We start from the raw sequence: 25,595 nt of genomic DNA, 5'->3' as shown, positions 1-25,595 counted from the left end.
GGCCTAATTTCCAATGCGCGCATGCGCCGGTGATCGCCGAGCCGAGCCCAGGATGAGGCCCAGTGCGACTGCGAACCACACGGTCGGATGCCGAAGGACGAAATGGCTGATGCTGAAGATGGCGAGCGCAAAGATCAGAACGGCCAAGGCGTCAAGCCGTGCGCGCAGCAGGAGCACAAGCGTTCCTGCCAGCAGGCCGAAAATGATGATCACCCCGGGCAGACCACCCTGGGTGAACACGTCCAGAATAGTGCTGTGAGCTTCCACCGGAAGCGGTACGCCCTTGTCCGTGATGCCGGTTGGTTTCTCCAAATGCGGACCGGGGCCAAGCCCAAGCGATCCGGACTCCAGTCCGGCTTGCAAGGCGTCCTGCCAAAGGCTCAGCCGCAGGTTGGCAGTTGCTTTCGTTGCTTCACCGCCACGATCCTTCATCATGCCGGCGGCCATTCCCTCGACGCTATTCGCCTTTGCCACCACGTAGGGGAGCAGCGAGAGCGAAAGGGGCACAAAGGCCACAACGAAGAGCATTGCGGCCGCAAAACGCAGGCTCAGTCGATGCTCGGGTGACATTAGCCAGCTTCGCAGGCGCAGCGCAACGAACAGGGGTATCGAGAGCGACATCGAGATGAGGAAGGTATCGCTCTTCGTCAGCCTGCCGACGACGAACGTGGCGACACAGCTAAACGCCGCAGCGAGACGACCAAATCCCTTGGATGTCAGAGCCATGTGAAGCGATAATGGTGTCAGGACCGCACAGTAGATCGCAAGCTGGTTTGGATTCTCCGTCCATCCGCGAAACCGATCCCAGTACCACGGATCCACCGACGCTATGCGGACGTAACTCCAGCCCAATGCCAGCTGTGCGACCATGGCAATGATCCAGAATCCGATCAGGAACCATAGCGATTGGCGCAGTGTGCCTTCGGGTCTCAACGTGGCAGCGACCAGGCAAGTGATGGCAGCCACGAGGAGGTATGCGAAGATATCGTGCACAACGAGCTCGGGGTCGATGATCTCCGGGCGCAGCAACGCCAGGAATGCCCCGAAACTCTGGATGAAGATGAAGCAGACCCAGAATGCGAGGAGCCAGAGCAGCGCGTTTGGGTTTGCTATCCTTGAATCGGCCAGGAGACGCAGGGATGCGAGACCGATCCATAGGACGAGGCAGGCCTCACCGAGCCCCAAGGGAACGCCGGGAAGGCGCAGCTGCGAAGCCGTCCCAAGTATGAGGCCAAGAGCAAGAAGAGCACTACTGATCATTGTTCTTCACTGCTGCTGTAGGCTGTCTGACGCCCGTCATGCGAGGAGCTGCGGGAATGCAGCTCCCTGTAAAGCTCGGCATAACGATCGGCCACGAAGTTCAGATCAAACTCGCGGCGCACCACGCCGATCGAGCGCTGCCCCATTGTCTTTGCCCGGGTGGAATCCTGGAGAAGATCGAGAATAGCAGCCGCGAGCGCGCGTGGGTCGCGCGGCGGTACAAGGTGGCCGTTCCAGTCATCGACGACCACGTCATCGCATCCCGGCATGCGGGAGGCGACGATCGGCACGCCGGCCAATCCGGCTTCCAGCAGAACGCGGGGAATGCCTTCCCGATATTCGGTTGGAAAGGCGAAGAGGTCGGCGAGTCCCAGAAGAGCGGGAATATCTGTTCTGGCACCGGTCGCAACCACATAGGGTGCGTGCCTCTCGATCAGTGCCTGATCTATGGCGAACGGACCCTCGCTTTCGCGCGGACCGACGAGCAGAAAGCGAGCCTTGGGGCGTGCCTGATGAACGATTTTCGCCGCTTCGAGCAGCGTCGCAATGCCCTTTTGGACGGTTAGCCGGCTTACCGTCAGGACGATTTCGGCATCGCCCAGCCCGAGTTCGGCGCGCAGCTCGGCAGGCGAGGCCATTTGCGCCTGTGTTGCCTCGAAGGCGCCGACATCGATCCCCGAGCCTCCGATGACGACAGACGAGCTCTTTCCAAGCAGACGGTGCCGGTGGAAGAAGTTCTTGTCCGTCTTGTTCTGAAATACGGTCGCTGCGGTCCAGCGCGCAGCCAGTCGTTGCATCGCCAGATAGACGGGGCGAAGGGCGAGGGCTTTCAGCTCCGTCGAGGAGAATACCCATCCCATTCCGTTGATCGTGCGCACAATGGGAACGGAGCCGCGAAGGGCCAACGGTGCAAACAGATTTGGCTTGGTGTCAAACGTCTGGATCACGTCGGGACGAGCATGCTTCACAACCTGGGCCAGTTGACCCATGGCAGCGCGATCGGAAAGGCTGACGCCAAATCTGTCGAATTGATATCGATGATACGGGATGCCGTTCTTCGCGAATGCGGATACGGCACCAGTGCCGGCCGCACTCACGCGCAGGCCACGGTTCTGCAGCGCCGCCAGGAACGGGATACGTAGCGCGTGATCCTCGCCTCCTACGCAAAGCAAGTGCAGCGCCATGTTCATTCCTCTCTCGAACCTCTGAGCAATCTCGCCGAGGCGCCGGGTCTTTTCGAAAGCGCCAATCTTCTCGGAAAAGCTTGCACGGGAGCAGGTTAGGGCGTGCCCGCGGCCTGTCTTCATGCGTTCGAATGACAGCAGCGACGCGCGCTTCACGAACATGCTCGGAAGGGGTTTTTCGCGCGGACAACGCACCGCGAGCGCGTGCTTTCCGAACGCGCCGCGAGTAACTTCGATGTCCCTTTTCGCGACAGGGACATCGCATGCCGCGCCGGTTAAGGCAGGACGGCGAGGCGCCCGAGCAACGCGATCAGGTCGGCCTGCCGGCGTGTCTGCGTTTTGACGAACAGAGAAGCCAGCTGGGAACGTACCGTCGTTCGACTTAGTTTTCGTGCACGCGCAATGTCGATGACGTTGTTGCCTCGCGCCAACTCGATGGCGAGCTGAGTTTCTGCGGCGGTGAAGCCGAACAGGCGCTGCAGGGTTCGCGGCGAAGGCTCCGGATGCGCGTCAAGATCCAACAAGATCAACGCGATGGTCTCGTCCGACCATGCATTCGCGACCTGGTTGATCAGGGAGGTGAACCCTTCCTTGGTGGAGGTCGCCAGCCAGGATGTCGAGCCTGCCGGAAACTGAGCGCCTGCGCGGCTGACCAGTTGTTTCACGGCGCCATAGAGGGTTTCGTTGCTCGCATTGGCACGCGATTCACGTTCCAGAATTGCGCGGCCGGCTGGACTGAGTTCGACGACCTTACCGCGCCTGAGCATGACCTGTCCGCATCCGATCCGCGCGAGCACTCCGCGCAGACCGTCGAATTTGTTGCTAGCTTCAGAATGAACGGATGGTAGAGCAGATGAAATATTGAATATCGATTCAGTCGAATGATTTTGCAATGCAATTGTCCTTGGCGCCGATTGGCTCAAGCTCAACATTGTTATTCCCCAGCCGATGGAGTGAATGTGCCACAAAGATTCCAAAATTCCCCCGCGCGTGTAAACGTTGAATGGGGGGTACCCCGCTGCGGCCGGAGAGGGCAACGGCCGGCCCGTTGTTCGGGCTTCGACCTGTTCTGATCAAGGAAGGGGTAACAAGGCGGGTCTACGCCTCGCAGGGGACTGGGCAGGGTACTCGCAAGCTACTCCGGAAGGAGCGCGTGGAGCTTACCCTTGAGGGGGTACCTATTTTCGCAGGGTCAGTTCGAGAGCCTGGCGGCCGGGCGCAATGTGACTTCAATCACGTCTCCGGGCTCGACATCGAAGTCGACTGACGCCGGAATCCGGTCCCACTGCTGACCGAGCCGCCGCATGACGATCACGTCGGGATTGAGCTCACCTGCATTGACGGGGATGGCGCCAGAGCCACCGATCGGCTGCAGTTTTTGACTGAGTGCCTGCATTCTGACGCGGAGATCTGCCAACCGAACGTTCGAGTCCTTCTGCTCTCGGAGCAGATTGATGGTCCGCTGGCTCGTCACGCGCTCGGTTTGCCGCAGGAAGTCCTCGCGTTGGCGCTGGAGCCGCATGAGTTCGACGCTCGTCTGCAGGCGCCGGGTCGAGGACAGCAGAAGGGCGCGCCGGCTTTCGCTCACGCGAGGGCTTGCCAGCAACCCGGAGCCGAAGGCCTTCATGACCCGTTCGAGTTCCTCCTCGTCGGCCTGGACGCCCTTCTCTTCACCTTCCTGTTGCTTCTTCAGGGTCGCGAATTGCGCATCCGTCTGCTTTACGGCGTCCTCGAGAAAGCGCTGTTCCGTGCGATAGTCGTTTTGCGACGTTTTCAGAGAGTCCTTCTCGGCCTGCACGACCGAAGCGATCACGCTCGCAGGCAGCGAAATGTCGTTCGGGGGCGTGGCATCGAATGTGTCGCGGCCGTCGAGCTCCGCGACGGTTCGAACGATATGGAAGTATTCCTTGGTGTATTCCGTCGCGAGCGACTGGTAGTCTCGCACGAGATCCGCCGGGTCGATGGCGCCCGGTTGCACGCCGCGCGATCGCAGCAGGCTGAAACCGCCGGCAACCGCCACGGCCTGACGCACCGTCATCGACGCCCGATACGCCTGCTGCCCGGGCGTGAGCACATCGCCGGAAACATAGACCGGCCGATATTCCACGACACTTGCCATGACGTCGCCGGGCTTGACCACGAACGGCTGATCGCGCCCATCGGTCAGTCGCTGACGCAGTATCCTGGCTTGCAGCAGCGTTTCGATGCGGTTCTGCATCTGCGCTGGGGTCAAGCCCGCAACTTCTACGGTTCCCCCTCCGGGAAGCGGGATGGTGCCGTCGGTCTGGATCTGCGTACGGTTACGTTGGTCGGGGAGGCCGCCGATCGAAATCTCGATCGTATCGCCCGGTCCGAGCTTGTACGGACCGGCAAGCGATGGTCCATTCGTGGCGACAAACAGCAGCGCCGCTAACGACGTGAGCAGGAACGTTCCTGAGGGCTTGCCTCGCTTCTTGGGTTTCACGAACAAACTCCCACTGCAACGATCCTGGACGCTCTGCGCGACGCTGACTGCGGCCCTTCCTAGACGGCCTTCTTCAAGTCCGGGATGTGGGCGGTCGGAAGAAAGATCTGGTAGTTTCCGAAGAAGTGTTTCCGCTCTTCGACGTGGTCGAACAGACCCTGGCCCAAGGCGGCGAGTATTTCGCCGATGCCTTGCTGAACGCCGATTTCAGGCGTGAAATTCAGCACTCGACGGATCTTGTCGAAATTCACGCGGTAGTTCCGGGGATCGGCGCCGCGCTCCTGATAGGTCACCTTCGATCGTGGAAGGTGCTTCAAGATCTCCTCGACAACCATCAGCTTGGTGAAGTTGTTCTCCTCGCAGCCGACGTTGAAGACCTCGAAAGCGACCTTGTCGGTGGGCGCTTGGAGCACTTCCTCGATTGCGCGAGCAAAATCACGAACATGGCAGTAAGGACGCCAGGTGTTGGGATCGAACACCAGCAGTTCCCTTCCCAAATGGAGCTCGCGCGCAAACTCGTTCACCGTGAGATCGAAGCGCATTCGCGAGGAAAGACCGAAAGCGGTCGCAAAGCGGAGGATCGTTGGATGAAAACCCACCTTTCCTTTGAGACCCAGGACTTTCTGTTCGATCTCCACCTTGTGCTTGGCGTAAAGAGAAAGTGGCGCGAGAGGGTAGTTCTCATCGACGGCTTTGTCTTCCTCCACCAGCCCGTAGTTCGAGCAGGTGGAGACAAAGATGAGCCGGTCGACCGGGTGATGCTGGATGGAGTCGATGAAGGATCCGACCCCGTTTCGATTGATGGCATGACTTTCGTCGGGATACTTGCTTGTGATCGGGTCGCCGACGAGGCCGGCCAGGACGACGACGGCGTCCACGTTTTTCAACGCTTGGTTGGTGAGACGCGGATCGCGGATGTCACCGTGCATGAATTCGTAGTGCGGATAGCTCAGATAAGGCCAGACACAACTCTCGTTCCGATAGATGAGCTGATCGAGGCACCGAACGTGCCAACCGTTCCGAAGGAGATGGTCGGTGATCACCGAGCCCACGTAACCCGCGCCACCAACGAGCAGCACAGTTGGTTTATTGATCGCCATTTGAGCACCCGTCTGCTTTTGAAACAAAGTTCGTACTGAAAGATACTGGCGCCATGCCACTCTGGTCGTTGTGCCGGGGTCTTCGCACGAGGCGGAGAAGCGGCTCCCCTACGATGATCCAGGCGGTATGAAGAACCCACCCGAGATCCGACCCGACGGTCCGATTGGGGTAGTATGCAAGGTCGATCTTCGCCTTGGCGGGAAACAGAACCTCGCGATAGAAGGCCGCTGTATCGCCATCCTGCGGGAACAGCGTATTTTCGTGCCGGAATAGAATCTGGCACGGCCCGATGAGGCCTGGCCTGTGTTCGAGAATCTTTTCAAATCCGTTTCTGAAGCAATCAGAAAATACGAGCGTCTCGGGCCTCGGACCGACGAATGACATGTCACCGCGCAGCACGTTCCAAAGCTGCGGCAGCTCATCCAGCTTGAATGCAGCCAGCACTTCGCCGATCGTTGTCATGCGGTCGTCGTTCACCATCGTGAGCGGACTTCCGCGATCATCGCAATCGGCTCTGAACTTCCGGAACTTGTACATCCGGAACGGCACCCCGTTCAGTCCGAGGCGCAATTGCGAGTACAGGATGGGGCGCCCGCCTTCGATCCAGATTGCGAGCGCAATGAGCAGAAGGACCGGCAGCATGACAGTGATCGCGGCTGCGGCACCGAACACATCGACGAGGCGCCGCAAGCGCACGGCTGGAGCTGCCGCCTGTGCGCATCCCGCATTTACCGTTTCGCTCATGCCTGGACGACCTCCGCGGGATAGCTTGCCTGAAGTCCCTCTGCGAGGCAGTCCGCCACGTGATCGACATCGGCGGGAGTCATGGCGGGATGGAGCGGCAAGGTGAGCTCGCGTCCGCAAAAATCCTCGGTGTTGGGCAGGCTGATGCCTGGATAAAGATCCTGGTAAAACGTCAATCGATGCACGGGAGGATAGTGGATCGTCGTCTGAACGCCGCATCTTTTGAGATGCTCGATCAGCGGCTGCCGCGCGCTTGCCGCAGGGAGCACGACCGGGAGTAGATGGTGAGCAGATACCCACGACGCCTTGAACGGCACCAGGACCGAGGGACAACGCTCAGCAAGGCGCCGCCGATAATGAAGCGACAGGCGGCGCCTCGTGTCGTTCCAACCCGGCAGTTTCTTGAGCTGAACGAGGCCGACCGCGGCGCGCAATTCGTCCATTCGATAGTTGAAGCCCAGGAGCGTCACGTCGTATTCGGGGCTGCGGCTGACGAGACGCTGGCGCGTGTTGCTGCTCATGCCATGCGACCTGCCACGCTTGATCATATCGTTCAGGATCCGGTGACGCGTTATGATTGCGCCGCCTTCGGCAGTCGTCATGTTCTTGTTGCCGTAAAAGGAAAATGCGGCTGCGTCGCCGTACGTGCCGACGCCCTTGACGCCGGGCGCATGTGCGGCGTCCTCGATCAAGAGCAGGCCCTTTTCGCGAGCGAAGGTTTGCCACTCCTCTCGATCGGCGAGGTAGCCGGCAAAGTGCATGAGGATCACGGCCTTCGTTCGCGAAGTGCATTTGCGCCGTGCGTCCGCCACGGACATCAGGGGAACCGCCCCGGACTCGACGTCGACAAAGACCGGCCGTGCTCCGACGTAGAGCGCGGCATTGGCAGTAGCGACGAATGTGAGAGAGGGAACGAGCACTTCATCCCCGGGTCCGATCCCGAGCCCATGCAGGATCAGGTGAAGTGCCGCCGTGCACGAGCCGACGGCAATCGCTTCATCGGCGCCATGCATGTCGGCGAACGTTTGCTCGAACTCCCGCACCCGATCGCCCATGGTGATCCATCCGCTATCGATCACGGCGGCAAGGGCGTCCTTCTCGTCGTTTCCTAATGTCGGCTCTGATACCAACAGCATGGCTTCCTCTTCCCGTTCATTCCTTGTGCAGAAGGCGGCGCTGCGTCACGCAGCCGCAGTTGCGAATGCAGGTGACTGCTCGTCCCAGGCAATGTCCTGGGCCTTCAGGAAGTCGTCGACCCGGCCGATGTCGAGCCACAGGCCGGTGTGCTTGAAGACGTTGACGCGGACGTCGTCCTCGAGCATCTGGAACATCAGGTCGTCGAAGCCGAACGGAACGCCCGACGGAATGCGTTCGAGGACAACGGGGTTGATGCAGTAGATTCCCATGCTGACGAGGTTCGTCAGCTCCGGCTTTTCGCGAAATCCGGTCACGTGGCCGTCCGTTTCGTCGATCACGCCGAAGTCCATCTTCGTGCTGCGAACGGAAGTGCCGATGGTGATGCTGGCGTCGGATTTTCGGTGATTGTGGATGAGCTGGTTCAGGTTCAGGTCAGTCAACACGTCGCCGTTGAGGACCAGGAACGGCTCATTGAGCTGCTCGCGCAGCAAGGACAACGGACCGATCGTGCCGAGGGGTTCGACTTCCTGCGTGTAGGTGATCTGCATATTCCACTGGCTACCGTCACCGCAGACGCTGCGGATCAGGTGGCCGAGATAGCCGGTCGTGACGAAGACTTCGCGGATCCCGTTTCGTCTCAGCCACTTGAGAACGAGCTCGAGCACAGGACGCGCGCCGATCGGCATGAGAGGTTTCGGCAAAATTGACGTATGGGGACGAAGCCGAGTTCCTTTGCCGCCGCACTGTACTACTGCCTTCATCTTTACCTCCTTGTACTCAAAAATACTTTTTGAAATCGGGGTATCGCCGGTGAAGTAAAATTAGGAGCAAAACCGAACCTGCGTCTTCGTGCGTTTGCATGAGAGCATCGCGATTGACGGGAAACGCATTCCGGCAGTTGGTTCATGCCGCCGCGGCAGCGGAGACGTTTCGGAAGACGCAGCCCGTGATCCTGGTGATGAGACCAGCGCGGGAAGGACCGTGCTTGAAAGGCCAATAACGCTGCCCTGCGCGGCCGAGATAGCTCCGGGCGGCGGCCAATAACGGAGCTCCCGAGAGCTCGCTTGCTGTGCCTGCCAAGGTCGCTGGCCGGTCAGGTCTCGGCGGCCGAGTGAACCTTGCTGGCGATGTAATGCGCCATGCCCCGAATGGAATCGAGATTCTCAGGCAAGATCTCGCTGTCGTCGACGACGATGCCGAAGGTCGTCTCGATGAACCCGACTACCTCGAGCACGCCGGTAGAATCGATGATGCCCTGGTCGAGAAGGGAGGTGTCGTCCTCCAGTGCTTTGACGTCGCTGATGTAGAAATTCGACGTCAGGAAGGCGCGGATCTGTTCCTTGCATCGGTCGGGTGCCAAGACGAGTGTCATTGCATTCGGGCTCCATAAAAAGCGCTGGGTTCATTGGTCGTTCACGAGCGATGCGGCGATGAGTTCTCGTTTGTTGATCTTGCCGGTGTCCGTGCGCGCCAGGCTAGGCACGACGACGACATACTTTGGTACCATGAAGCTCTCGAGGCGCTTCTGACACTCCCGCTGAATCTGCTTTGGGCCGATGGGGGCGCCCTGGTCGACCACGACGAAGGCCTTGAGCGCGTGGCCCAGCAGTTCGTCGGGGACGCCAATGACCGCCGCCTCCATTATGCCGGGAATGTCCAGCAACGCGCTCTCGACCTCCTTGGGGGCGACCTTCTCGCCGCGGGACTTGATGACCTCGTCGCTTCGGCTGACGAAGTACAGATATCCGTCGGTGTCCATCCGGCAGTAGTCGCCCGTGTACAGCACCTGCTCCCCCGGTAGCGGTCCGGGCTTGAGTTTCCGCGCGGTAGCTTCGGGCTTTCGCCAATAGCCCTTCATGACCGTCGCGCCACGGATCACGAGTTGCCCGACAACGCCGGCGTCGACCCGTCGATCATGCTCGTCGACGATCCACATTTCGGTATTCGGGATGGCAATTCCGACACTCTCGGGCTTCCGATCGAGATCCTCCGGCGGCAGGTAGGTGCAGCGCTTGCATTCGGTGAGGCCGTACATGGAGTAGATGCGTGCGCCGGGGAACGTGTCTCTGAGCTGGAACAGGTGCCGAACCGGTAATGCGGCGCCGGTGTTTGTCACGTAGCGAATGCTCGATAGATCGTAACTCTTCAGCGATTCAAGCTGCAGAAGGGTCGAGAACATGGTCGGCACGCCCGGAAAACCCGTAACTCGCTCTTCTGCGGCATGCCGGAGTACCTCGGCGGGGAAGGCAAATGAGCGCTCGAGAACCAGGCGCGCGCCGGCGCGTACGGCCATGATCATCTGATACAGGCCGTAGTCGAACGCGAGTGGCAGGGCGTTGAGGATGATGTCGTCGTCGCGCACATCCAGATATGATGAAACCGACGTACAAGCGACCATCATGTTCCGATGCGTCAACATGACGCCTTTCGGCTCGCCGGTCGAGCCGGAGGTGTAGACGATGGCGGCGAGATCGATATCGATGCAGCGGCGTGCGGGTGCTGTGTCGTGCTCGGTAGCCGTTGTTGCACTCCATCGCGCGGCATGGGGCAGCGCGTTCAAGTCGGCGTCGCCGATGGCGCCGGAGATGATGACGCGGCGCAAGGACGGGCAGCGTCGCGCAGGCTCGCAGAACGTTGCGCAGAGGCGCGACTGCGTGATGAGCGCGGTCGGCTGGCAGTCATCCAGGAGATAGCCGAGCTTGTCGCTCTTCGTGAGCGGATTGATGATGCACGCAATGGCATTGGCCTTGAGCACGGCCCAGAAGCTGACAGCGGCCTCGACGGTGTTGTCGGCGAAAACCATCACGCGGTCGCCGCGCTCGATGCCGGCCGCGACCAGGTGATGTGCGACCGCATTCGACCACGTCTCGAGCTGGTCGTAGGTGACCCGGTGGCCGTCGCACACGAGTGCAATCTTCGTGCCTTTGCAACGCGCTGAGTGGATCAGGTAATCGTGCAGGAGCGGTACAGGATCGTTCATCAGGCGTAAGCTCCCGATAGCTCTTGGTGATCGACGTCCACGGAGAGCCTGAGGCGGTGGCGTCCCTCCGGGCGGTCTGCGACGAACTGCTGGACCAGCAGCTGAGTGGACAAGACTCCGACCAGTGCCATGTTATCGAAATTCGACAGGTCGCCATCGCCGGTTTGCGCATGCGCTCGGCACTTGCTGCGTAGCCGCTCAATGGCCGTCGGATCGAAGATGTTCGCGGCGCGAATGCTTGCATCTGAGAGCACTTCGTCCACGTATGGAGGGCTGTCCTTGCCGACGAAGCAGAGCGCATTGGGGGTGCGGTAGGGTTGCTTCTTGCGCTTGACGATCTCTGGGGGGAGCTGCGACTGCGTGACGCGCTTCAAGACATGCTTCTCGTCGAGGATACGAAGCTTGCAGGCGTCGGGAAGCGAGTTCGCGAGCTCGACGACGTCACCGTCAAGAAATGGAAAGCGCCCCTCGACTGAGTGCGCCATCAGCATCCTGTCCCCCTGAGAGGAGAGCAGATAGCCGGCCAGAAGGGTTTTGCTCTCGAGGTACTGATCTTGTGCAAGAGGCGTCCAGCGGGAAAAATCCACCGGCAGACCATCGAGCAGTTCGGTCAAGGGGTCCCGCTGCGAGCACGCATCACGCATGTCGCTGGAGAGCAGGCGCTTGATGGTGCTCGTGCTGCGCCAGCGCGTTTGGTGAGCAAAGCCGGGCATATCAACATCGGAAATGCCGTGGCCGAAGAACTTGAGCGCGATGCCCTGCATATGGACGGGCGATCGAGAGATGTAGGGATAGAGGCGTTTCAGGAGGGCGGCTCGCCGCATCGAGGCCGGGTTGCGGCCCCAGAAGCGACGGATCTTGCCCTCGCGAAACAAATCATAGCCGGCGAAAATTTCGTCAGCGCCCTCGCCGGTCAGGACAACCTTGATGCCGCGTTCCCGTACGAATTTTGAGAGCAGAAACAGCGGTACTGGAGCGGTCCTCAGGATGGGACGCTCGGTGTGGTAGATCACCTTGGAAAATGCCTCGGCGATGTCCTGCCGCGTGACCATGAGTTCGTGATGCTCGCTCGCGATCGTGCGGGCCATGAGGCGCTGATAGGGCGTCTCGTCATACTCGGCGTCGGCGAAGCGTACGGAAAACGTCTGGAACCGCCGGCCTGCGCATCGGCTCCCGAATGCCGCAACAAGCGAGCTGTCGAGCCCGCCGGAGAGATAGCTCCCCACGGGGACGTCGGAGCGCACCACGCGAAGCGCGGTGGCCGCTTCAAGCGCGTTCCGCACGGCATCGATCACTTCGTCATTGCAGGCGTTGGATGGAGTCGAATGCCGTTCGGAGCGGGGCGGATAGCGCGGAGCCCAGAATGCACGATCCCTGACCTCGCCGCGCATGTAACTGCGGACGTGTCCCGGCTCGATCTCCGTGATCCCCTGAAACACGGTTTGCGGCGGCACGGTGCTCCAGAACGTAAAGGTCTGGTCGATGCCGGCCGGATCGATCGCCCGCGGGATCGCCGGATTTGCCGCGAAGATCGCCTTGATTTCACTGGCAAAGTAGAGCTGGCCTTGATGATTGCAGACGTAGAGCGGGCAGATTCCCGTCCGGTCACGCGACAGGACGAGGCGGCGGGCGGAGGCGTCCCATATTCCGACGGCCCATTGCCCGTTCATCCGCTCGAAGGCTGCCTCGCCCCAGGCGCGATAGGCCTGAATGACGACCTCGGTGTCGCTGCGGGTACGGAAGCGATGGCCGAGCAGGATCAGCTGCTCGCGCAACTCGACGTAGTTGAAGATCTCGCCATTGAACACGATCCAGGAGTGCGCGTCGGGATCAGAGAGAGGTTGTTGTCCGCTCGCTATGTCGATGATCGAGAGGCGGGCATGCGCCAAGCCTGCGCGTTGGTCCCGGTACAGGCCGTGCTCGTCGGGCCCGCGATGTGCAAGCGCCTCGACCATGCGCAGCAGCGCGTTCCGCGAAGGACCCGGAGCGTTTGCGTTCAGCGCAACGATGCCTGCGATGCCGCACATGCCGTCAAGTCCTCGATCGCCACGTCAACAAGCAGAGGCGGCGTGTGGAGATAGCGTGTCGCTCGACGCTTCGAAGTAATGTCGTTGAATACCTTCTGTACCTGCCTTGCCGGCAAGCCGACCGCCTCGGCCACGTCATCGGCGGAAACACCGTGATTGACCGCATACAGGCAGACGTCGGTCAAGCGATAGGGAGCCGCGAAGTAGAATTCTTCCTGGCTCTGCGGCATCGAGAACGTGTCGGATGTCGGCGGCCGTCGCCTGATCTCCTCGTCGACGCCGAGGTATTCGGCCAGTTGATAAACCTGGCTTTTGTAGAGATGCGCGATCGGCATCACGTCCGCGTCGCCGTCGCCCTGCTTGACGAAGAAGCCCTGATCGTGCTCCAGCCGATTTGGCGTGCCGATGACCGCGTATTTCAGGCGGTCCGCGTGGTAGTATTCGGTCATCTTGCGGACACGCTGCTTGTAGTTGGTTGCAGCGACGATCTGCAGGTAGACTTCGGGGGGGAGTCGTACACTGGAGGTTTCGCCGGTCGGGTCCTGTACGGTCAGGCGCGTGATGTTGATGCCATCGCGCTCCAGAACCGAGCCGAGGACCAACTTGCATTTCCAATCGGTGTCGTATTCGGGTACGACCGCCTGGATCGCCTCCCGCTGCCGGCGGTATGCACCCAATGCTTCGAGAGCTGGTGCGATGTCTTCGACAACCGTCGTCAGGCGCAGCTGCGCAGCAACGGTCCGGCCGAGTCTCAGTGAATCCGAGGACGAATCGCGCTCGGGCATGAGCAGACCGAGGACTTTCGTACTCCCAAATGCGCGCACACACAGCGCCGCGACGACGGAGCTGTCGATGCCGCCGGAAAGTCCGACAACGGCCCCGCGTCGTCCAAGTACGCCAAGAACCCGGTCGCGCAAGAACGCGACAATGCGCGCCACTTCCAGTGGCGCGTCCAGGGCCAGGACGTCCTCACTGAACTGTCGTTCGGTCCGTTCGGGAGCTGCCTGCATGGTCACGTGAACAATCCGTCCGTCTTGGAGAACTCGGCGAGTGAGTAGGTTCGCGACAGCGCATTCTGCACGAGGTGCAAATTCATTGCGAGATAAGGTGGCACGACGAGGTCAATGTGCGTGCCTGCGCTTGGAACGACGTCGACATGGGCAAACGCACGGTCCCACCCAAGAGCCTGCGGCATCTTCTTCCGCTGGCATCGGAACAGGACGGCGGAAATCGGCAGCATCGACTTCGGCTCCGCCAGCCAGCGGAAGTAGGCCTTGGCGCGCAAGACCTCCTGCAATTCCTGCTTGAGCCTGAAAGACGTGAGATTGAACTGGCGGTTCGCGCGCTGATCAATCATTCGAGCCAGCTTGGCTTCACGGCCGATCGCAACGGTTGCCTTGGCGACGGCCCGGCAGGCCATCCGGGACGCGGTTACCCGGTTGTTGCGGATTCGGTGAACTGTTCGGCTCAACGTGTCCCAAGCAGAACTGCGCTCGCCCATGAGGCTGGTGTCGAGAATCCCGAAGAACTTCACGGACCGGCCGGAGGCAAACAGTTGCGTTGCGACCTCGAAAGCGACCGCCCCACCGAGGGAGTGGCCGAGAAGCCTGATGGGGCCCCGCGGCTGGACGCAATTGATCTGCTCCAGCGCGGCAGCGGCCATATCGCGAACGCCGTCCTGGCCCTGCAGTATCTTGCCGAGATCCGGGTACCGGATCGGAACGATATGGGCCATTTCGCGCATCGACGCGGCTAGAGCCGAGAGGCTCGCTCCATAACCAAGTGATCCGGGCAGCAGGAAAAGCACGGGTAGCGCCGCCGCCACGACAGGGGAAGGCGGAGAATCCGGAGTCTGCCCTGCATCAATCAATGGCCGTAGCGTCATTAGAATACAACCGACCGACAGGATTTCAAAAAGTGCAGTATGGAGACGGACGGAATCCTCTCATCGTTCATTTGCATGATGCATATCGTCGCACCTTGGGAATTGATTGCTCCGGCCCGAGTACATCTGTCGTCCATTGTCGTGCCTCACACCAAGGATGCGCCCCTCAACCTTCGGATCAGACAGGTCCATTGACGGGTGCGCTCGACCGCCGCGCGCCGCCTGGACCGTTCAAAAGGAATAACGCTACGACAATTCCCAAGGCGTAGCCGGTCGCTCCTCCGGCAGCCATCGTGAAGATCACCTGCAACGGATCGTGGCCTAGACGAGCCCCGATGAGGAGCGGAGCAAATACAAGCAGGGCCCGCACCAGGTCGACGAGCAGGCGCAGTTCTTGACGGCGAAAAAGCGTCGGAACCTCTTGAATGGGGGTCGACAGGGCCTGTGCGGCGCACATGATCGCCAGGGCGGCCATGATCTGACCCGTAGGCATCCAGGACGGCCCGAGCAGGGGAACGACGACATAGGGCGAAACGAACCCAAGGCCAAGTACCGGCAGGGCGATCAGGCCGGCCGCAACGGCCAACAGGCCGAATGCGGTGCCGATCAGATGTTGACGATCAAAACCCTTGCTGGCTTCGGCGACGAAGACATTGCTGAGTGGCAAGGCGATCAGAGTCACTGGTCCGGTCACGAGACGGGCCGCGACGCCAAAGTGCCCGGCAAATGCTGTACCAAACAACGAGCCTATGAAGATTGCGGGAAGATTGATGATCGCAAATCCGGCAAGGGCCGAGGGCAGCTCGAACAAGGGAAACTTGTACTCTCGCCGCGCGGTTGCCACCACAGCCTCCCATGAGACTTGCATGATGCGGCGGATGTCATCCCGCTTCAGTAGCCGAGCCCACAGAAATGCGATCAGCACAGCCTGGCTCAGGATGTGCGCCTGGATCATTGCATCGTCTCCGAGGTGGGCGATGCCGAAGCCTACCTGGAGCACTGCCATCGTCGCCGGCAGGATCAGGCGGCCCATGCCGAAGTCGCGGATATGATTGAACCGCAAGCACCAGCAGTTCATGGCGTCGGCAACGCCGACCGCCGCCATGCCGACCGGTATCAGGTAGACGAGATGCTGCAGTCGTTCCGGCATCACGGCTGACAACAGGTATCCGCCGACAAGCGCTGCGGAGGCCGTAGCGCAGATCGCGAGGAAGATGAGCTTGAGCGCGACCAGCGCCTGGGCTCTGTCCTCGACCACGTACAGAGAGGTGCTGAAGCGAAGCCCTGCGATCGCGCCAAGGATGTTCACGATCGAGAGATAGATCGTGAAGACGCCAAACTCTTCCGGCGAATACAGCCGCGTAAGGACGGGAATGGCCGCGACGAGCGTGAGTTGTCCGGTGAGCGCAAGGGCAGAGACGCCGGCCGCTGCACGAACGAGAGCTCCTGTTCGCGACGGAGCGGTAGCCGTTTTCGCCGCCATGAGAAGCTTCCTCAGTCCAGAATTAAGTTCAAGGCAGGATGGTGCGGCTGAGCGATGTGCTCTGGTCGGATCGTAGGATGGGGCGCAGCGCACGCCATCATTCGTTTGCAGGACGATCACCGAGTTGCCGCCGGAATCGATCGAAAATTTGCGCGATCAGATTGTGCTTGCCCGAGCAGACGATGCGGGCAGCCCGATCGTGATTGAGCCTCGTGAAGAAGCCGGGCCGTGGTTGCGTGCCTGCGTGCGAGCGAGGTGATGGATTATCAAGCGAGCCGCTCGGAGCGCAGACGGCCATCTACCGGCCGCCGGGGTGTGGACTGGGCAAGTCGAAGGCCGGTCCGCGCGAGCAGGTCGAGCAGGGCCGATTGTCTGACGGCGATCAGGTTATCGTCGTCGGGGCCCGGAATGTCAGGAGAGGCCCGCTCAAGCTGTCCCGCCCTGAGATGAAAGAGCTCGAACCCGTGATCGATCAGCCGGCCGTATAGCTCTGCACGCGAGGTGCCGGCCCGCCGAAGGTTGAGCTCGGAATCTTCGATGTAGAGACAGCGGCAATCGGAAATGGTCTTCACGGCGCCCTTGAGAAGATCAACTTCGAATCCTTCAACATCGACCTTCAGGAGATCCACCGTCCGATTTCCGATGATGGAATCGAGAGGACGAACCGGAACCCGGAGCGCTGCGCTGCCGGGCGGAGGATTGGCGCATGCGAAATTCATGTCATCGCTGCGAAAGTCCGTGAAAACGATCTCTCCATCCGTACTACCGATGGCGGTATTGTGGACTTCAATCGCGAATCCGTTCAGGCGAACGTTTCCCAGCAGATATTTGCAGATGCGCGGATGGGCCTCGATCGCGATGACTCGTCCGGATCTTGTAACCCGTGCGGCGGCGGCGAGGCTCAATTGTCCGACGTTCGCGCCGACATCGACGAAAGTCTCCCCGGGTTGCAGGTAAGCTGTCACAAAGTCGGCGTCTTCGGTGCGAAAGTCCCGTCGCCGCCAGAGCCCCGCGGACATGGAGCTGGGATAGAAGCGCATTCTGTATCCGGCGGGAAAGCCGAAAGTGATGAATCGGCACAATCCGGTCACCCACAGTGCGCGCGACAGCAGGAACCGAACCTTGTCAGGCTCCTCGCGGATTCGCGTGAGCATTTGATGCAATCTGCGCAAAGGGTTCTTCACCTATCTCTTGACCTATCTCTTGCGGCCGGCTTTGCGGTGGAACGTAAGCTCATAGGATCGACCGGCCATCCTTCGTTTGCATGAAATCTGAAATCCGGCGGTTTGACGATGATTCCCCCGCCCGAGTTGACCGCTTCGAAACATCACGCCTTGCGATGATCCTCGTCATGCGAATGAAGGATGACCGGGCCCGCCCAGCTACTAGCGTGCTATCTTGCCGCGTGACGAGGCCGGACTTCATCGCAGAGTCGAAAGGCATTGCGGGTTCGTCAAGGCCCGACACTTTCATGAATTGAGCCTGAGGGAAAAGCGATGAATCCGTTGCAGCTCGACGAGTCCGACAGCATTCGAGCTCGGGAGGATCGCCCGTTTATTTCGATAGCGATTCCGACCTTCCGTCGACCGGACCTGGCGCGCCGCACGATCGAAAGTGTTCTGCAGCAGTCGTACTCCGACTGGGAAATGGTGATCAGCGACGACGAAGGGCCGGATGGTATGAGCTGGAGTGTTCTATCCGAATACGCGCGGAGCGATTCCCGCATTCGGGTTGTCGAGAACCTCCGTCCTCCAGGTCAGGTCGAGAATACGAACAACGCGATGCTCGAATGCCGCGGCCACTGGATCAAGGTGCTGCACGACGACGACTGGCTGACGCCAGGTTCGCTCGAGACTTTTGCGGAATTGGCGAGGAGGTACCCCACTGTCGCGTTCATAACCTCCACGTCTCATCTCCTCCTGGACAGCGGAATAAGATACCGACGTGGAGGGCGCGTCACGCTGTATTCGGGCCAGCAATGCCTGACCGATCTCTACCTGGTCGGCAAGACCCGAGCGCTGGGAATTGTTCCGTCGACTCTGCTGATCAACAGCGAGGTCATCCGGGCCGGTTGCCTGATGCGAAACTACAAGTCGATCACGTGGGGAGTGGACCAGCTGTTTTTCGTCGATCTCGCCTGTCGTGGCGACATGGTGGCGATCGACGACGGTCTGATTTTCTACGACATGACGTCTCATGCGAGCATCAGCGGTGCCAAATCGTTCTCCCAGATCGATCAGGAGACCCTTGATCTCAAATATCTGACCTGGAGCCTGCTCGAGGACAAGCAGGGGCTTCCGGATCCCGCGACGATCGTACGTGCATTGCGGGTCGCAAGATTGCGCGGGCGGTTTCGCCACCAGTCCTGGCTCAAATCGGTCGGGGACGCCTTCCAGATCCTGCGGCCTTCGGTGATCAAGGCCGGCAGGAAAGCCATGCGGGCGCGAACGCAGACACCGACGACGGCTCACCGGCTCGCGTGAGTCACACCTGACGAAGCCGCCGCAGGCTGCTCTCGGGACATCGCTATCGGGACAGAGCGCTGGTCTGACCAGGTTGATCGAGGCGCGTTACAAAGTCGAACACGGGGCCGCCTGGTACCCCCCAATTGCTTGACCAGATGATTTGGGATCCATCGGGCGACGGCGAAGCGTGGGTCTCGTTCCAGTAATTGTACGGGACGTTGCGTGTGTGCGCGATGCGCCTGAATTGGCCACTGCCGTCAATTCGCAGGGCAATAACTTCCCGAGCAAAGGGCGCAAACGACGGGAGCTGGGCAATCTCGGCCGGGTCGCCGCCATAGCTTAGAATCACCCAGCCAGGCGAGTGGATCGCGCGCGTGGAGGCATGTGAAGCTTCTCCGCGCGGAGCGAGAGCGGTAACCAGGCCGTCATCCAGCCGGCGTTTGATCACCTGGTATATGTCCGGATCGGCTTTGCTGATGCCGACGTAGACCTCGCGTCCATCCGCGTCCACGGTCATGTCGCCATGGCTCGGGCGATGATGCTCGGTCCAGCTCTGCACCAGATCGCCCGCGACGGTAAAGATGAATGCCTCATCCTTGCCGTCGACCCACCGGCTGCATCTGACGTAGCGACCCAGAGGAGAGATCTCGCACACACCGTCCCGCCCGGGCAGTTTTCCCACGTCGATGTCCGGAAACTTCTGCCGGGCCACGAGATCAAACGCGAATGCGACGACGGTGCCGTCTGCACGCGTACCTCGCACGGCGATGCGGCCGCCGTCCTGAGAGGGATTGCCCTTGCCTGGTCCGAACTGAAGGCCGCGATAGCCGTCGGCCATCAATAAGATCTCTTCGGCATTGGTTCGCGGTGTCCAGAGCGAGATCTTGCGCCCGATCACGCAGATCATGCGCTCCGGGTCGCGCGGGTGCCATTCGCACTCGTCCTCGCGTTGCCGGCGGAACAAGGGGGCGTAGGTCCGTCCGTCAAGAAAGCAGAGACCGTTGCAGCCGTTGGCGATCAGAAGCAGGCTCTGGTCGGCATTCCAGGCCTGCGCACTCGAATAGCGGTGGGTGCAATAGGCCTTTTGGCAGGCCACGCCGGCGCCCAGGGGGCCTGGGGTTGTTATCCGGACGATCGTGGCGCCGGTGTCGGGGTCGGTGACCGGAACGAGATAGTCGGGCAGGTCCAGGCTGCTGGGTGTGGTCAGCTTCGCCTTTGCCAGCGTCTGCGCGGCGGCGATGCCAGCCAATGCGAGCACAACCGCCGCAACCCCGGCGATGCCAACTTTGATGCGGACGGACGGAGACATCGATTCATGCTCCATAGCAAGCAGTGGCTAGGATCATTCAAGCGGGCAAGCGGCCGACCTGGGGGCCTGCCGGGCATGACGCTCTCATCGCGACCTGGGATAGGTCGCGATGATCCGTTGTATCCGTCACGTCTCGATGCGCATCATCTAAATGCAGGAAAACCACTTCGCAAAGCTTCGTGATCCTCGCGCAAGTGCAGATCCTCGATTGACGGAGCATTCCGGTGGAGTTCATCGCGGAGCACGGGGCGGGCGCCGCCCCGTGCTTCCTTGGGGATTCGACGAACGTCAGAGCCGATGGTCCAGCCTAGTCCAGGTTGGAGACGCCGGCTTCGTGACCTACGCCCTTATGTGGCGCCAGGTCAGGAGCATCGGTCCGATCGATCGACAGAGCCAGGGCGTGACCATTGGAAGGCCTGACCAGCGATCCGTTGTTCATTCCCCAAATGGCGGCCTGCGTCCTGTTCTGGACTCGTATCTTGCGCAGGATCGCCTTGACGTGAACCTTCACTGTTGCTTCAGCGATATCGATCTTTCGCGCGATGCATTTGTTGGAATTGCCTTCGATCAGAAATGAGAGAATTGCCTGCTCTCGCGGCGACAGATGAGGGGCGATCCGTTGCTCAGCCGTAACGATGAAGCTCGATCGCTCCTCACTCGTATCACCCGTCGGTTGCAATTGAGGCTCGCGATCGGGACTGCCATCGAGCACGAATGACAGGAATGCGGGCGGAAACACGGTTTCGCCCATGGTCACGAGCTCTATGGATTTGACGAAAGCGTCGCAAGAATTCACGTCTACGAAGTAGCCACTCGCCCCGGCCTTGTAGGCCGAGATCAGCTCATGCGGCCGGTGGTGGTCCGAGACGATCGCCACGCGGGCCTCTGGATAATGCTCCTTTACAAATCCGATATGCTTCAGTGCGAGCTCGAATTCGTCGGGATTGTGGACGATCACAAAGAGGAGCTGGCATCCCTGTAGTGCGCTTGGCAGTTCATCGGTACTCGAGACCGACATCGCAATGTGGAAATCTGCCGCATGCAGTATTCTTGAAATTCCTTCTCGAAGTAAAATATTTCGACCAATTAAAACGACTCGACTAGATTGTCGCCTCCTCATATCTACCTCCGCACGCAATGACGCGACCTGAAACGAAGCCCGGATAAAAAGAATGAAGCTCAACAAGCCACCGGGATTACCGATTTTTAGAAGCAGGCCTTTCGTTAGCCTTTCCTAAAGGTTAGATTCAATTTTTCGATTTTGCCTATATACCGTTCGTTATAGATTGCGTCCGGCTTTCTACGTGGTGAACGAGGCCCGGTGCGGTCGCGAAAACATGATCTGAGGGCGAGCGAGAGTACCTGTTCAACCTTTGAATGTTGGCATAAAATAGAGAGATATGACTGTTAGCGGGCACATACTCGATCGTCGTGGCTTCGCGGCGGCCAATCGGTTCGTGTCCTAATGTATTAACAAGAGGCGGTCAGACCTCACCCCGGATTCATACGGCGTTTGGATCTGGAAACTTCATGTATTATCCGAAGCTTCAGACCCGCGCGGTCGTTTGCCTCGCGGGTTCGGTATCGCCGGGTGAAACTTTTGTGCGGTAGAAAGTTTATTGCGATCAATTGGTTTTGAAGCGGCAATGGCGGAAGCGTTCAGCTTCATTCGGCGGAATTGAGTCGGCAGATTCAGGAGCGCCCGATGCGTCGTGCGACTGTAGTTATTGCGGACCGACATCCCGTTGTACTGCAAGGTCTCGCAAGTATACTTGGTTCAGAATCCGATTTTGAGATTGTTGCGTCCTGCGGTGATGCTGCGAGCTGCGTCAAGTCAGTTGTGACGCTCGCACCCGACGTTGCGATCGTGGATGCGGCAATGCCGGAGCTTGCAGCGCTGCTGAACAATTCGTTCGGCGATTCGGAAACTCGATCGACGCGTTGGGCCTTCTTCGTGGCCGGCGAGGATTATGATCTTGTTTTGCCGACCGTTCCCGCGGGGCACAGTGTTCTTCTGAAGGAGATGGCGGGCCAGGACCTGGTGCAATGCTTGCGAGCGATCACCAATGGTGAGACCGTCATTCCAGGACCGCCCACCGATCAGGCCCAGGCTCGGGAGCAGAGTCCGAATCTCGAAACTGCACTCGCGGTGCTCACCGATCGTGAGCAGCAGATCATGCGCCTCGTCTCTCGTGGTCTCTCCAACAAGGAAGTTGGCCGCCGACTCAATATTGCCGACGGCACCATCAAGGTGCATCTCCACAACATCTTCCAGAAGCTCGCGATCGGTAATCGTACGGCGCTTGCTGCTCTCGCCATCTCCCATGATGACCGCGGCAATTCCGCGCAGGACAAGCCCGCGCAGGCAGGACCGGATCCAGTGACCGGAGAGCGCTAGCACGCCTCTTCGCGCTGACCGCAATGCAACATGCGGCAATCTGTCCTGAGCGCAGCCGCATAACCTCTTCCGCTTTGGGCACGGGGAGGATGCCGCTCTTGTCAGTTATCCTGCGACCGAGAACTGAAGAATGAGCAGCGACCGGCCGCCAAGCCTGGGGCTGTCGCTGACCTCGACTTGCCAGGAGACGTGGGGCAAGAGCGGATCCGCCAGGTCATGCTTGAGTATTTCGCCGCTCAGTTCAACCGCCGCGGACCGCGCCGCGAAAATGTCCGGCAGATCGAGCCCGACGTCGTCGAGCACGGAAGCGCCGTCGTGGATATGAAAGAAATACCGCGGCATCGATGTCTCCGGACAACGCCCACATCCCACACGCCCACATTCCGATGACTGCACGGAGCCCTATGCATCGAGTGGGCTCATCGGCTCATCGCACCACAATGGCACACGTGGCAAGTCGCTATTCTAGGAGGATACATCATCATGGATGGGTACCCCCACGTTGACGGGAATGATCACGAATTCAGAATGAATGGTGGCTTTTCTAAGACTACGATGGTGGTGCGCCGACGGAGCCCACTTCGGCGCAGCGTTGCGGCCCCGGCCTGCTAATCCTAGCCCCCCGCCGGGGCCGCGATCTTTTGCAGGTGAGCCTGGTCATCCATCGCAATCCGCCGCGCAGATGTTACGTCCTGATGCCTCGTGAGGGCCGGACCGCAGATGGTCGACGCGTCATATTTCATAGTGGTCGCGGTACCAGCGGACGAAATTCCGTACGCCCGTTTCGATCGGTGTGGACGGCGAAAAGCCGGCATCCCGCATCAGATCGCCGACGTCGGCAAAGGTTTCCGGAACATCCCCTGGCTGCATCGGCAGCATCTCCTTGTCGGCCGTTCGTCCAAGCTCCTTCTCGAGCAGGTTGACGACATGCATCAGCGCTTCCGGGCGGTGATTGCCGACATTGTAGAGTTTGGCCGGGGCGGCCGCCGCATCAGCCCTGTCTTCCGGAGCGCGATCAATCAGCTGCGAAATAACGCGAGTGACGTCGTCGACATAGGTGAAGTCGCGCCGCATCTTCCCATGATTGAAGAGCTTGATCGGCCTGCCTTTGGTGATTGCGTCGGCGAACAGGAATATCGCCATGTCGGGCCGGCCCCACGGGCCGTAGATCGTAAAGAACCGCAAGCCGGTGACCGGGAGACGATACAGGTGGCTGTAAGAGTGGGCCATCAGCTCATTGGCCTTCTTGGTCGCGGCATAGAAGCTGATGGGGAAGTCGGTCTTGTGTCGTGTCGAAAACGGCAGCTCGGTATTGGCGCCATAGACGGACGACGACGAGGCGTAGATCAAATGACCACAGGCGTGATGCCTGCATCCTTCCAGGACATTCAGGAAACCCGCTAGATTGGCGTCGACATAGGCGTGCGGCTGATCGATCGAATGCCGAACGCCGGCCTGAGCGGCAAGATGGATGACTCGCTTAAAGCGATGATTCTCGAACAACTCCGCCATTGCCGACCGATCTCCAAGGTCGATCTGCATGAAGGAGAAACGCGGATCGCGCTGCAAAATGCCGAGACGACCACGCTTCAAGGCGGGGTCGTAGTAGTCGTTGATGTTGTCCAACCCGACGACCCGGCGTCCCTCATCGAGCAACCGACGTGCAACATGAAAGCCGATGAAGCCGGCGGCTCCCGTCACCAGAACGTCGTTGGAGGCTGGTTCTGAGCGCAATGACACTTGATGTCCAGGTTATGTCGTTCTTCGAAACGGTCGGAGTTCATCGATCGCAGCAAATGGACGCTCAATCTTGCCGTTTCGCCAGTGCTCTAATGTGCGCACCCGACGATGGCGGTCGTGTCAGCCGGTGGGTGATGGCTCGAACGGACTACTCCGCACATCATCGCCGCCGTCGTGAATTCGATGGGCACGCGTACAATGTCCTGAACGAGCCGGTCATCCTCCATTTGCATGAGGAATAGGCCGCGCACAACCTGCAGAGTTGTGCGATGGCCGGCTCGACTGACCTGACGGTCTGCCTGGAGTGTGCGTGGCCGCGACCTATCAAGAGTGTCTGCGATGAAGACGGTCTATGTTGATGCTCTCGGTACCAGCGTATCGCGCATCGGCTTCGGCTGTGCGTCTCTCGGAGGGCGCGTTGGGGCACGCGCCGGCATCGAGGCGCTGGAGCGCGCATACGACGCCGGAATAAATTGGTACGATGTGGCGCCTTCGTACGGCGATGGGACGGCAGAATCGATTTGCGGCCGGTTCGCCTCCAGCAGGCGCCGCAGTGTCCATATCTGTACCAAGGTCGGAATGCGCCCGAGTGCTGCCGGCGCCACCATGCGGGTCCTGAAGCCCATGGCGCGCGCCTGTCTGGCGGTATTTCCCGGAATGCGATCGCGTCTCTCTGCAGTGAAGCCAAAGCCGTTCAAGGTGCCGCTTTCGGCCGAGCTGATCAGAACGAGCATCGAGGACAGCTTGCAGCGTCTTCGGACGGACTATGTGGACGTGCTGGCTCTCCACCGTCCCACTCGCGAGGAAGTCGTTCGCGAAGACATCATTCGGGCGGTTGAGCGCATCGTCCAGGATGGGAAAGCCCTTGCAATCTCGATTGCGGGAAACGACGTGGCGGGAATTGATGGCCTGAATGATTCATTGCCATATCGTCTGGTACAGACCGCCAACAACCCGCTCGAGCCGAATCTTCTGCGATCAGGACATTCCGCGCGGAGTAGAACGTTTGTGACGTATGGATCATTTTCGTGTGTCGGTGAGCTCGCCACGAGAATAGGTGCGAGGCAACAGTTGTTGAAGGAGCTGTACGAGCTGGGATACCGGGGCGATCTCACCGAGATTTCTGCCGCGTTCGCGGTGGATTATGCGCTTGCGGCGAATCCGACGGGAGTCTCCCTGTTCTCGATGTTTCGGCAAGAGCACCTTGCGTTCAACTTGCGTCGCTTGGCGCAACTGCCGACGTTTCAGCAGCTGAATCGCATCGCGGTCGAGCTCGCGAGCGAGCCGCAGCAGACCCAGCGCATGATTGATGCCTCGAATGGATTGCGGGTTGGAGGATGTTGATCAGGGCGCAGCACGATATCGACAAGCGCGCGGACGGCCGAAAGGAAACTGGGCCTTAGCAGCGTGACGCAGTG

22 protein-coding genes are annotated in these 25,595 nt (G+C 60.2%); 3 read left to right on the top strand and 19 right to left on the bottom strand.

Annotated features, from left to right (window positions below):
* Positions 1 to 3 precede the first annotated feature (3 nt).
* The 15 genes from RAD16_RS13145 to RAD16_RS13075 form a co-directional block, all read right to left on the bottom strand.
* Positions 4 to 1,260 carry an O-antigen ligase family protein gene (locus RAD16_RS13145; RefSeq protein WP_458158301.1) on the bottom strand — a complete coding sequence of 419 codons (1,257 nt, stop codon included), beginning with the start codon at positions 1,258 to 1,260 and terminating at the stop codon, positions 4 to 6.
* Positions 1,257 to 2,450: a glycosyltransferase gene (locus tag RAD16_RS13140; protein WP_458158300.1), complete on the bottom strand. Its 1,194-nt coding sequence runs from the start codon at positions 2,448 to 2,450 to the stop codon at positions 1,257 to 1,259. The genes RAD16_RS13145 and RAD16_RS13140 overlap by 4 nt, the downstream gene beginning before the upstream one ends.
* Before the next feature lie 269 nt (positions 2,451 to 2,719).
* Complete coding sequence (locus RAD16_RS13135; RefSeq protein ID WP_458158299.1) at positions 2,720 to 3,376, bottom strand: helix-turn-helix transcriptional regulator; 657 nt, start codon at positions 3,374 to 3,376, stop codon at positions 2,720 to 2,722.
* Between the two features lie 260 nt (positions 3,377 to 3,636).
* On the bottom strand, positions 3,637 to 4,908 hold the full coding sequence (locus tag RAD16_RS13130) for a polysaccharide biosynthesis/export family protein (protein ID WP_458158298.1): 1,272 nt from the start codon (positions 4,906 to 4,908) through the stop codon (positions 3,637 to 3,639).
* A 59-nt stretch (positions 4,909 to 4,967) separates the two neighbouring features.
* On the bottom strand, positions 4,968 to 6,008 hold the full coding sequence (locus tag RAD16_RS13125; RefSeq protein ID WP_458158297.1) for an NAD-dependent epimerase/dehydratase family protein: 1,041 nt from the start codon (positions 6,006 to 6,008) through the stop codon (positions 4,968 to 4,970).
* Positions 5,995 to 6,753, bottom strand: coding sequence for a sugar transferase (locus tag RAD16_RS13120; protein WP_458158296.1), 759 nt, complete (start codon positions 6,751 to 6,753; stop codon positions 5,995 to 5,997). The genes RAD16_RS13125 and RAD16_RS13120 overlap by 14 nt, the downstream gene beginning before the upstream one ends.
* A complete protein-coding gene (locus RAD16_RS13115; protein ID WP_458158295.1) occupies positions 6,750 to 7,889 on the bottom strand; it encodes a DegT/DnrJ/EryC1/StrS family aminotransferase in 1,140 nt (379 codons plus the stop codon). The genes RAD16_RS13120 and RAD16_RS13115 overlap by 4 nt, the downstream gene beginning before the upstream one ends.
* A gap of 45 nt (positions 7,890 to 7,934) precedes the next feature.
* Complete coding sequence (locus tag RAD16_RS13110) at positions 7,935 to 8,651, bottom strand: nucleotidyltransferase family protein (protein ID WP_458158294.1); 717 nt, start codon at positions 8,649 to 8,651, stop codon at positions 7,935 to 7,937.
* Positions 8,652 to 8,983: 332 nt separating this feature from the next.
* On the bottom strand, positions 8,984 to 9,262 hold the full coding sequence (locus tag RAD16_RS13105) for an acyl carrier protein (protein ID WP_458158293.1): 279 nt from the start codon (positions 9,260 to 9,262) through the stop codon (positions 8,984 to 8,986).
* Positions 9,263 to 9,292: 30 nt separating this feature from the next.
* Complete coding sequence (locus RAD16_RS13100) at positions 9,293 to 10,870, bottom strand: class I adenylate-forming enzyme family protein (protein WP_458158292.1); 1,578 nt, start codon at positions 10,868 to 10,870, stop codon at positions 9,293 to 9,295.
* Positions 10,870 to 12,897: an asparagine synthase (glutamine-hydrolyzing) gene (asnB, locus tag RAD16_RS13095; protein WP_458158291.1), complete on the bottom strand. Its 2,028-nt coding sequence runs from the start codon at positions 12,895 to 12,897 to the stop codon at positions 10,870 to 10,872. Before asnB ends, RAD16_RS13100 begins: the two co-directional genes overlap by 1 nt.
* Positions 12,867 to 13,907, bottom strand: a complete 1,041-nt coding sequence (nadE, locus tag RAD16_RS13090) for an NAD(+) synthase (protein ID WP_458158541.1) — start codon at positions 13,905 to 13,907, stop codon at positions 12,867 to 12,869. The genes asnB and nadE overlap by 31 nt, the downstream gene beginning before the upstream one ends.
* A 2-nt stretch (positions 13,908 to 13,909) precedes the next feature.
* Positions 13,910 to 14,704, bottom strand: coding sequence for a thioesterase domain-containing protein (locus RAD16_RS13085; protein ID WP_458158290.1), 795 nt, complete (start codon positions 14,702 to 14,704; stop codon positions 13,910 to 13,912).
* Between the two features lie 256 nt (positions 14,705 to 14,960).
* Positions 14,961 to 16,265 (bottom strand): lipopolysaccharide biosynthesis protein, encoded by a 1,305-nt coding sequence (locus tag RAD16_RS13080; RefSeq protein ID WP_458158289.1) that lies wholly within the window; start codon positions 16,263 to 16,265, stop codon positions 14,961 to 14,963.
* 266 nt (positions 16,266 to 16,531) lie between these two features.
* Positions 16,532 to 17,449 carry an FkbM family methyltransferase gene (locus tag RAD16_RS13075; RefSeq protein WP_458158288.1) on the bottom strand — a complete coding sequence of 306 codons (918 nt, stop codon included), beginning with the start codon at positions 17,447 to 17,449 and terminating at the stop codon, positions 16,532 to 16,534.
* 312 nt (positions 17,450 to 17,761) lie between these two features.
* On the opposite strand from RAD16_RS13075, the gene RAD16_RS13070 reads away from it, so the two are divergent.
* Positions 17,762 to 18,748, top strand: coding sequence for a glycosyltransferase family 2 protein (locus RAD16_RS13070; RefSeq protein WP_458158287.1), 987 nt, complete (start codon positions 17,762 to 17,764; stop codon positions 18,746 to 18,748).
* A 43-nt stretch (positions 18,749 to 18,791) separates the two neighbouring features.
* Here RAD16_RS13070 and RAD16_RS13065 read toward each other — a convergent pair whose 3' ends face one another.
* Together RAD16_RS13065 and RAD16_RS13060 are read right to left on the bottom strand one after the other, a co-directional pair.
* Positions 18,792 to 20,039 carry a hypothetical protein gene (locus RAD16_RS13065; RefSeq protein WP_458158286.1) on the bottom strand — a complete coding sequence of 416 codons (1,248 nt, stop codon included), beginning with the start codon at positions 20,037 to 20,039 and terminating at the stop codon, positions 18,792 to 18,794.
* Positions 20,040 to 20,346: 307 nt separating this feature from the next.
* A complete protein-coding gene (locus RAD16_RS13060; protein ID WP_458158285.1) occupies positions 20,347 to 21,222 on the bottom strand; it encodes a LuxR C-terminal-related transcriptional regulator in 876 nt (291 codons plus the stop codon).
* 522 nt (positions 21,223 to 21,744) lie between these two features.
* Between RAD16_RS13060 and RAD16_RS13055 the strand changes: the two genes are divergently transcribed.
* Positions 21,745 to 22,437, top strand: a complete 693-nt coding sequence (locus RAD16_RS13055; RefSeq protein ID WP_458158284.1) for a response regulator transcription factor — start codon at positions 21,745 to 21,747, stop codon at positions 22,435 to 22,437.
* A gap of 105 nt (positions 22,438 to 22,542) precedes the next feature.
* Here RAD16_RS13055 and RAD16_RS13050 read toward each other — a convergent pair whose 3' ends face one another.
* Together RAD16_RS13050 and RAD16_RS13045 are read right to left on the bottom strand one after the other, a co-directional pair.
* Positions 22,543 to 22,779 (bottom strand): DUF6894 family protein, encoded by a 237-nt coding sequence (locus RAD16_RS13050; protein WP_326904741.1) that lies wholly within the window; start codon positions 22,777 to 22,779, stop codon positions 22,543 to 22,545.
* A gap of 390 nt (positions 22,780 to 23,169) precedes the next feature.
* Complete coding sequence (locus tag RAD16_RS13045; protein WP_458158283.1) at positions 23,170 to 24,138, bottom strand: NAD-dependent epimerase/dehydratase family protein; 969 nt, start codon at positions 24,136 to 24,138, stop codon at positions 23,170 to 23,172.
* A gap of 378 nt (positions 24,139 to 24,516) precedes the next feature.
* Here RAD16_RS13045 and RAD16_RS13040 point away from each other — a divergent pair, with 378 nt between their 5' ends.
* Complete coding sequence (locus tag RAD16_RS13040; protein WP_458158282.1) at positions 24,517 to 25,521, top strand: aldo/keto reductase; 1,005 nt, start codon at positions 24,517 to 24,519, stop codon at positions 25,519 to 25,521.
* Positions 25,522 to 25,595 lie beyond the last annotated feature (74 nt).

The sequence above is a fragment of the Bradyrhizobium sp. 18BD genome, from assembly GCF_054185225.1.
This window is presented reverse-complemented; position numbering and strand designations above follow the sequence as displayed.

Coding starts and splice junctions, on each gene's coding strand:
- RAD16_RS13120 (WP_458158296.1), bottom strand. CDS start 6,753: ATGAGCGAAACGGTAAATGCGGGATGCGCACAGGCGGCAGCTCCAGCC.
- RAD16_RS13115 (WP_458158295.1), bottom strand. CDS start 7,889: ATGCTGTTGGTATCAGAGCCGACATTAGGAAACGACGAGAAGGACGCC.
- RAD16_RS13145 (WP_458158301.1), bottom strand. CDS start 1,260: ATGATCAGTAGTGCTCTTCTTGCTCTTGGCCTCATACTTGGGACGGCT.
- nadE (WP_458158541.1), bottom strand. CDS start 13,907: ATGCAGGCAGCTCCCGAACGGACCGAACGACAGTTCAGTGAGGACGTC.
- RAD16_RS13055 (WP_458158284.1), top strand. CDS start 21,745: ATGCGTCGTGCGACTGTAGTTATTGCGGACCGACATCCCGTTGTACTG.
- RAD16_RS13070 (WP_458158287.1), top strand. CDS start 17,762: ATGAATCCGTTGCAGCTCGACGAGTCCGACAGCATTCGAGCTCGGGAG.
- RAD16_RS13140 (WP_458158300.1), bottom strand. CDS start 2,450: ATGAACATGGCGCTGCACTTGCTTTGCGTAGGAGGCGAGGATCACGCG.
- RAD16_RS13040 (WP_458158282.1), top strand. CDS start 24,517: ATGAAGACGGTCTATGTTGATGCTCTCGGTACCAGCGTATCGCGCATC.
- RAD16_RS13110 (WP_458158294.1), bottom strand. CDS start 8,651: ATGAAGGCAGTAGTACAGTGCGGCGGCAAAGGAACTCGGCTTCGTCCC.
- RAD16_RS13065 (WP_458158286.1), bottom strand. CDS start 20,039: ATGTCTCCGTCCGTCCGCATCAAAGTTGGCATCGCCGGGGTTGCGGCG.
- RAD16_RS13105 (WP_458158293.1), bottom strand. CDS start 9,262: ATGACACTCGTCTTGGCACCCGACCGATGCAAGGAACAGATCCGCGCC.
- asnB (WP_458158291.1), bottom strand. CDS start 12,897: ATGTGCGGCATCGCAGGCATCGTTGCGCTGAACGCAAACGCTCCGGGT.
- RAD16_RS13125 (WP_458158297.1), bottom strand. CDS start 6,008: ATGGCGATCAATAAACCAACTGTGCTGCTCGTTGGTGGCGCGGGTTAC.
- RAD16_RS13135 (WP_458158299.1), bottom strand. CDS start 3,376: ATGTTGAGCTTGAGCCAATCGGCGCCAAGGACAATTGCATTGCAAAAT.
- RAD16_RS13080 (WP_458158289.1), bottom strand. CDS start 16,265: ATGGCGGCGAAAACGGCTACCGCTCCGTCGCGAACAGGAGCTCTCGTT.
- RAD16_RS13050 (WP_326904741.1), bottom strand. CDS start 22,779: ATGCCGCGGTATTTCTTTCATATCCACGACGGCGCTTCCGTGCTCGAC.
- RAD16_RS13100 (WP_458158292.1), bottom strand. CDS start 10,870: ATGAACGATCCTGTACCGCTCCTGCACGATTACCTGATCCACTCAGCG.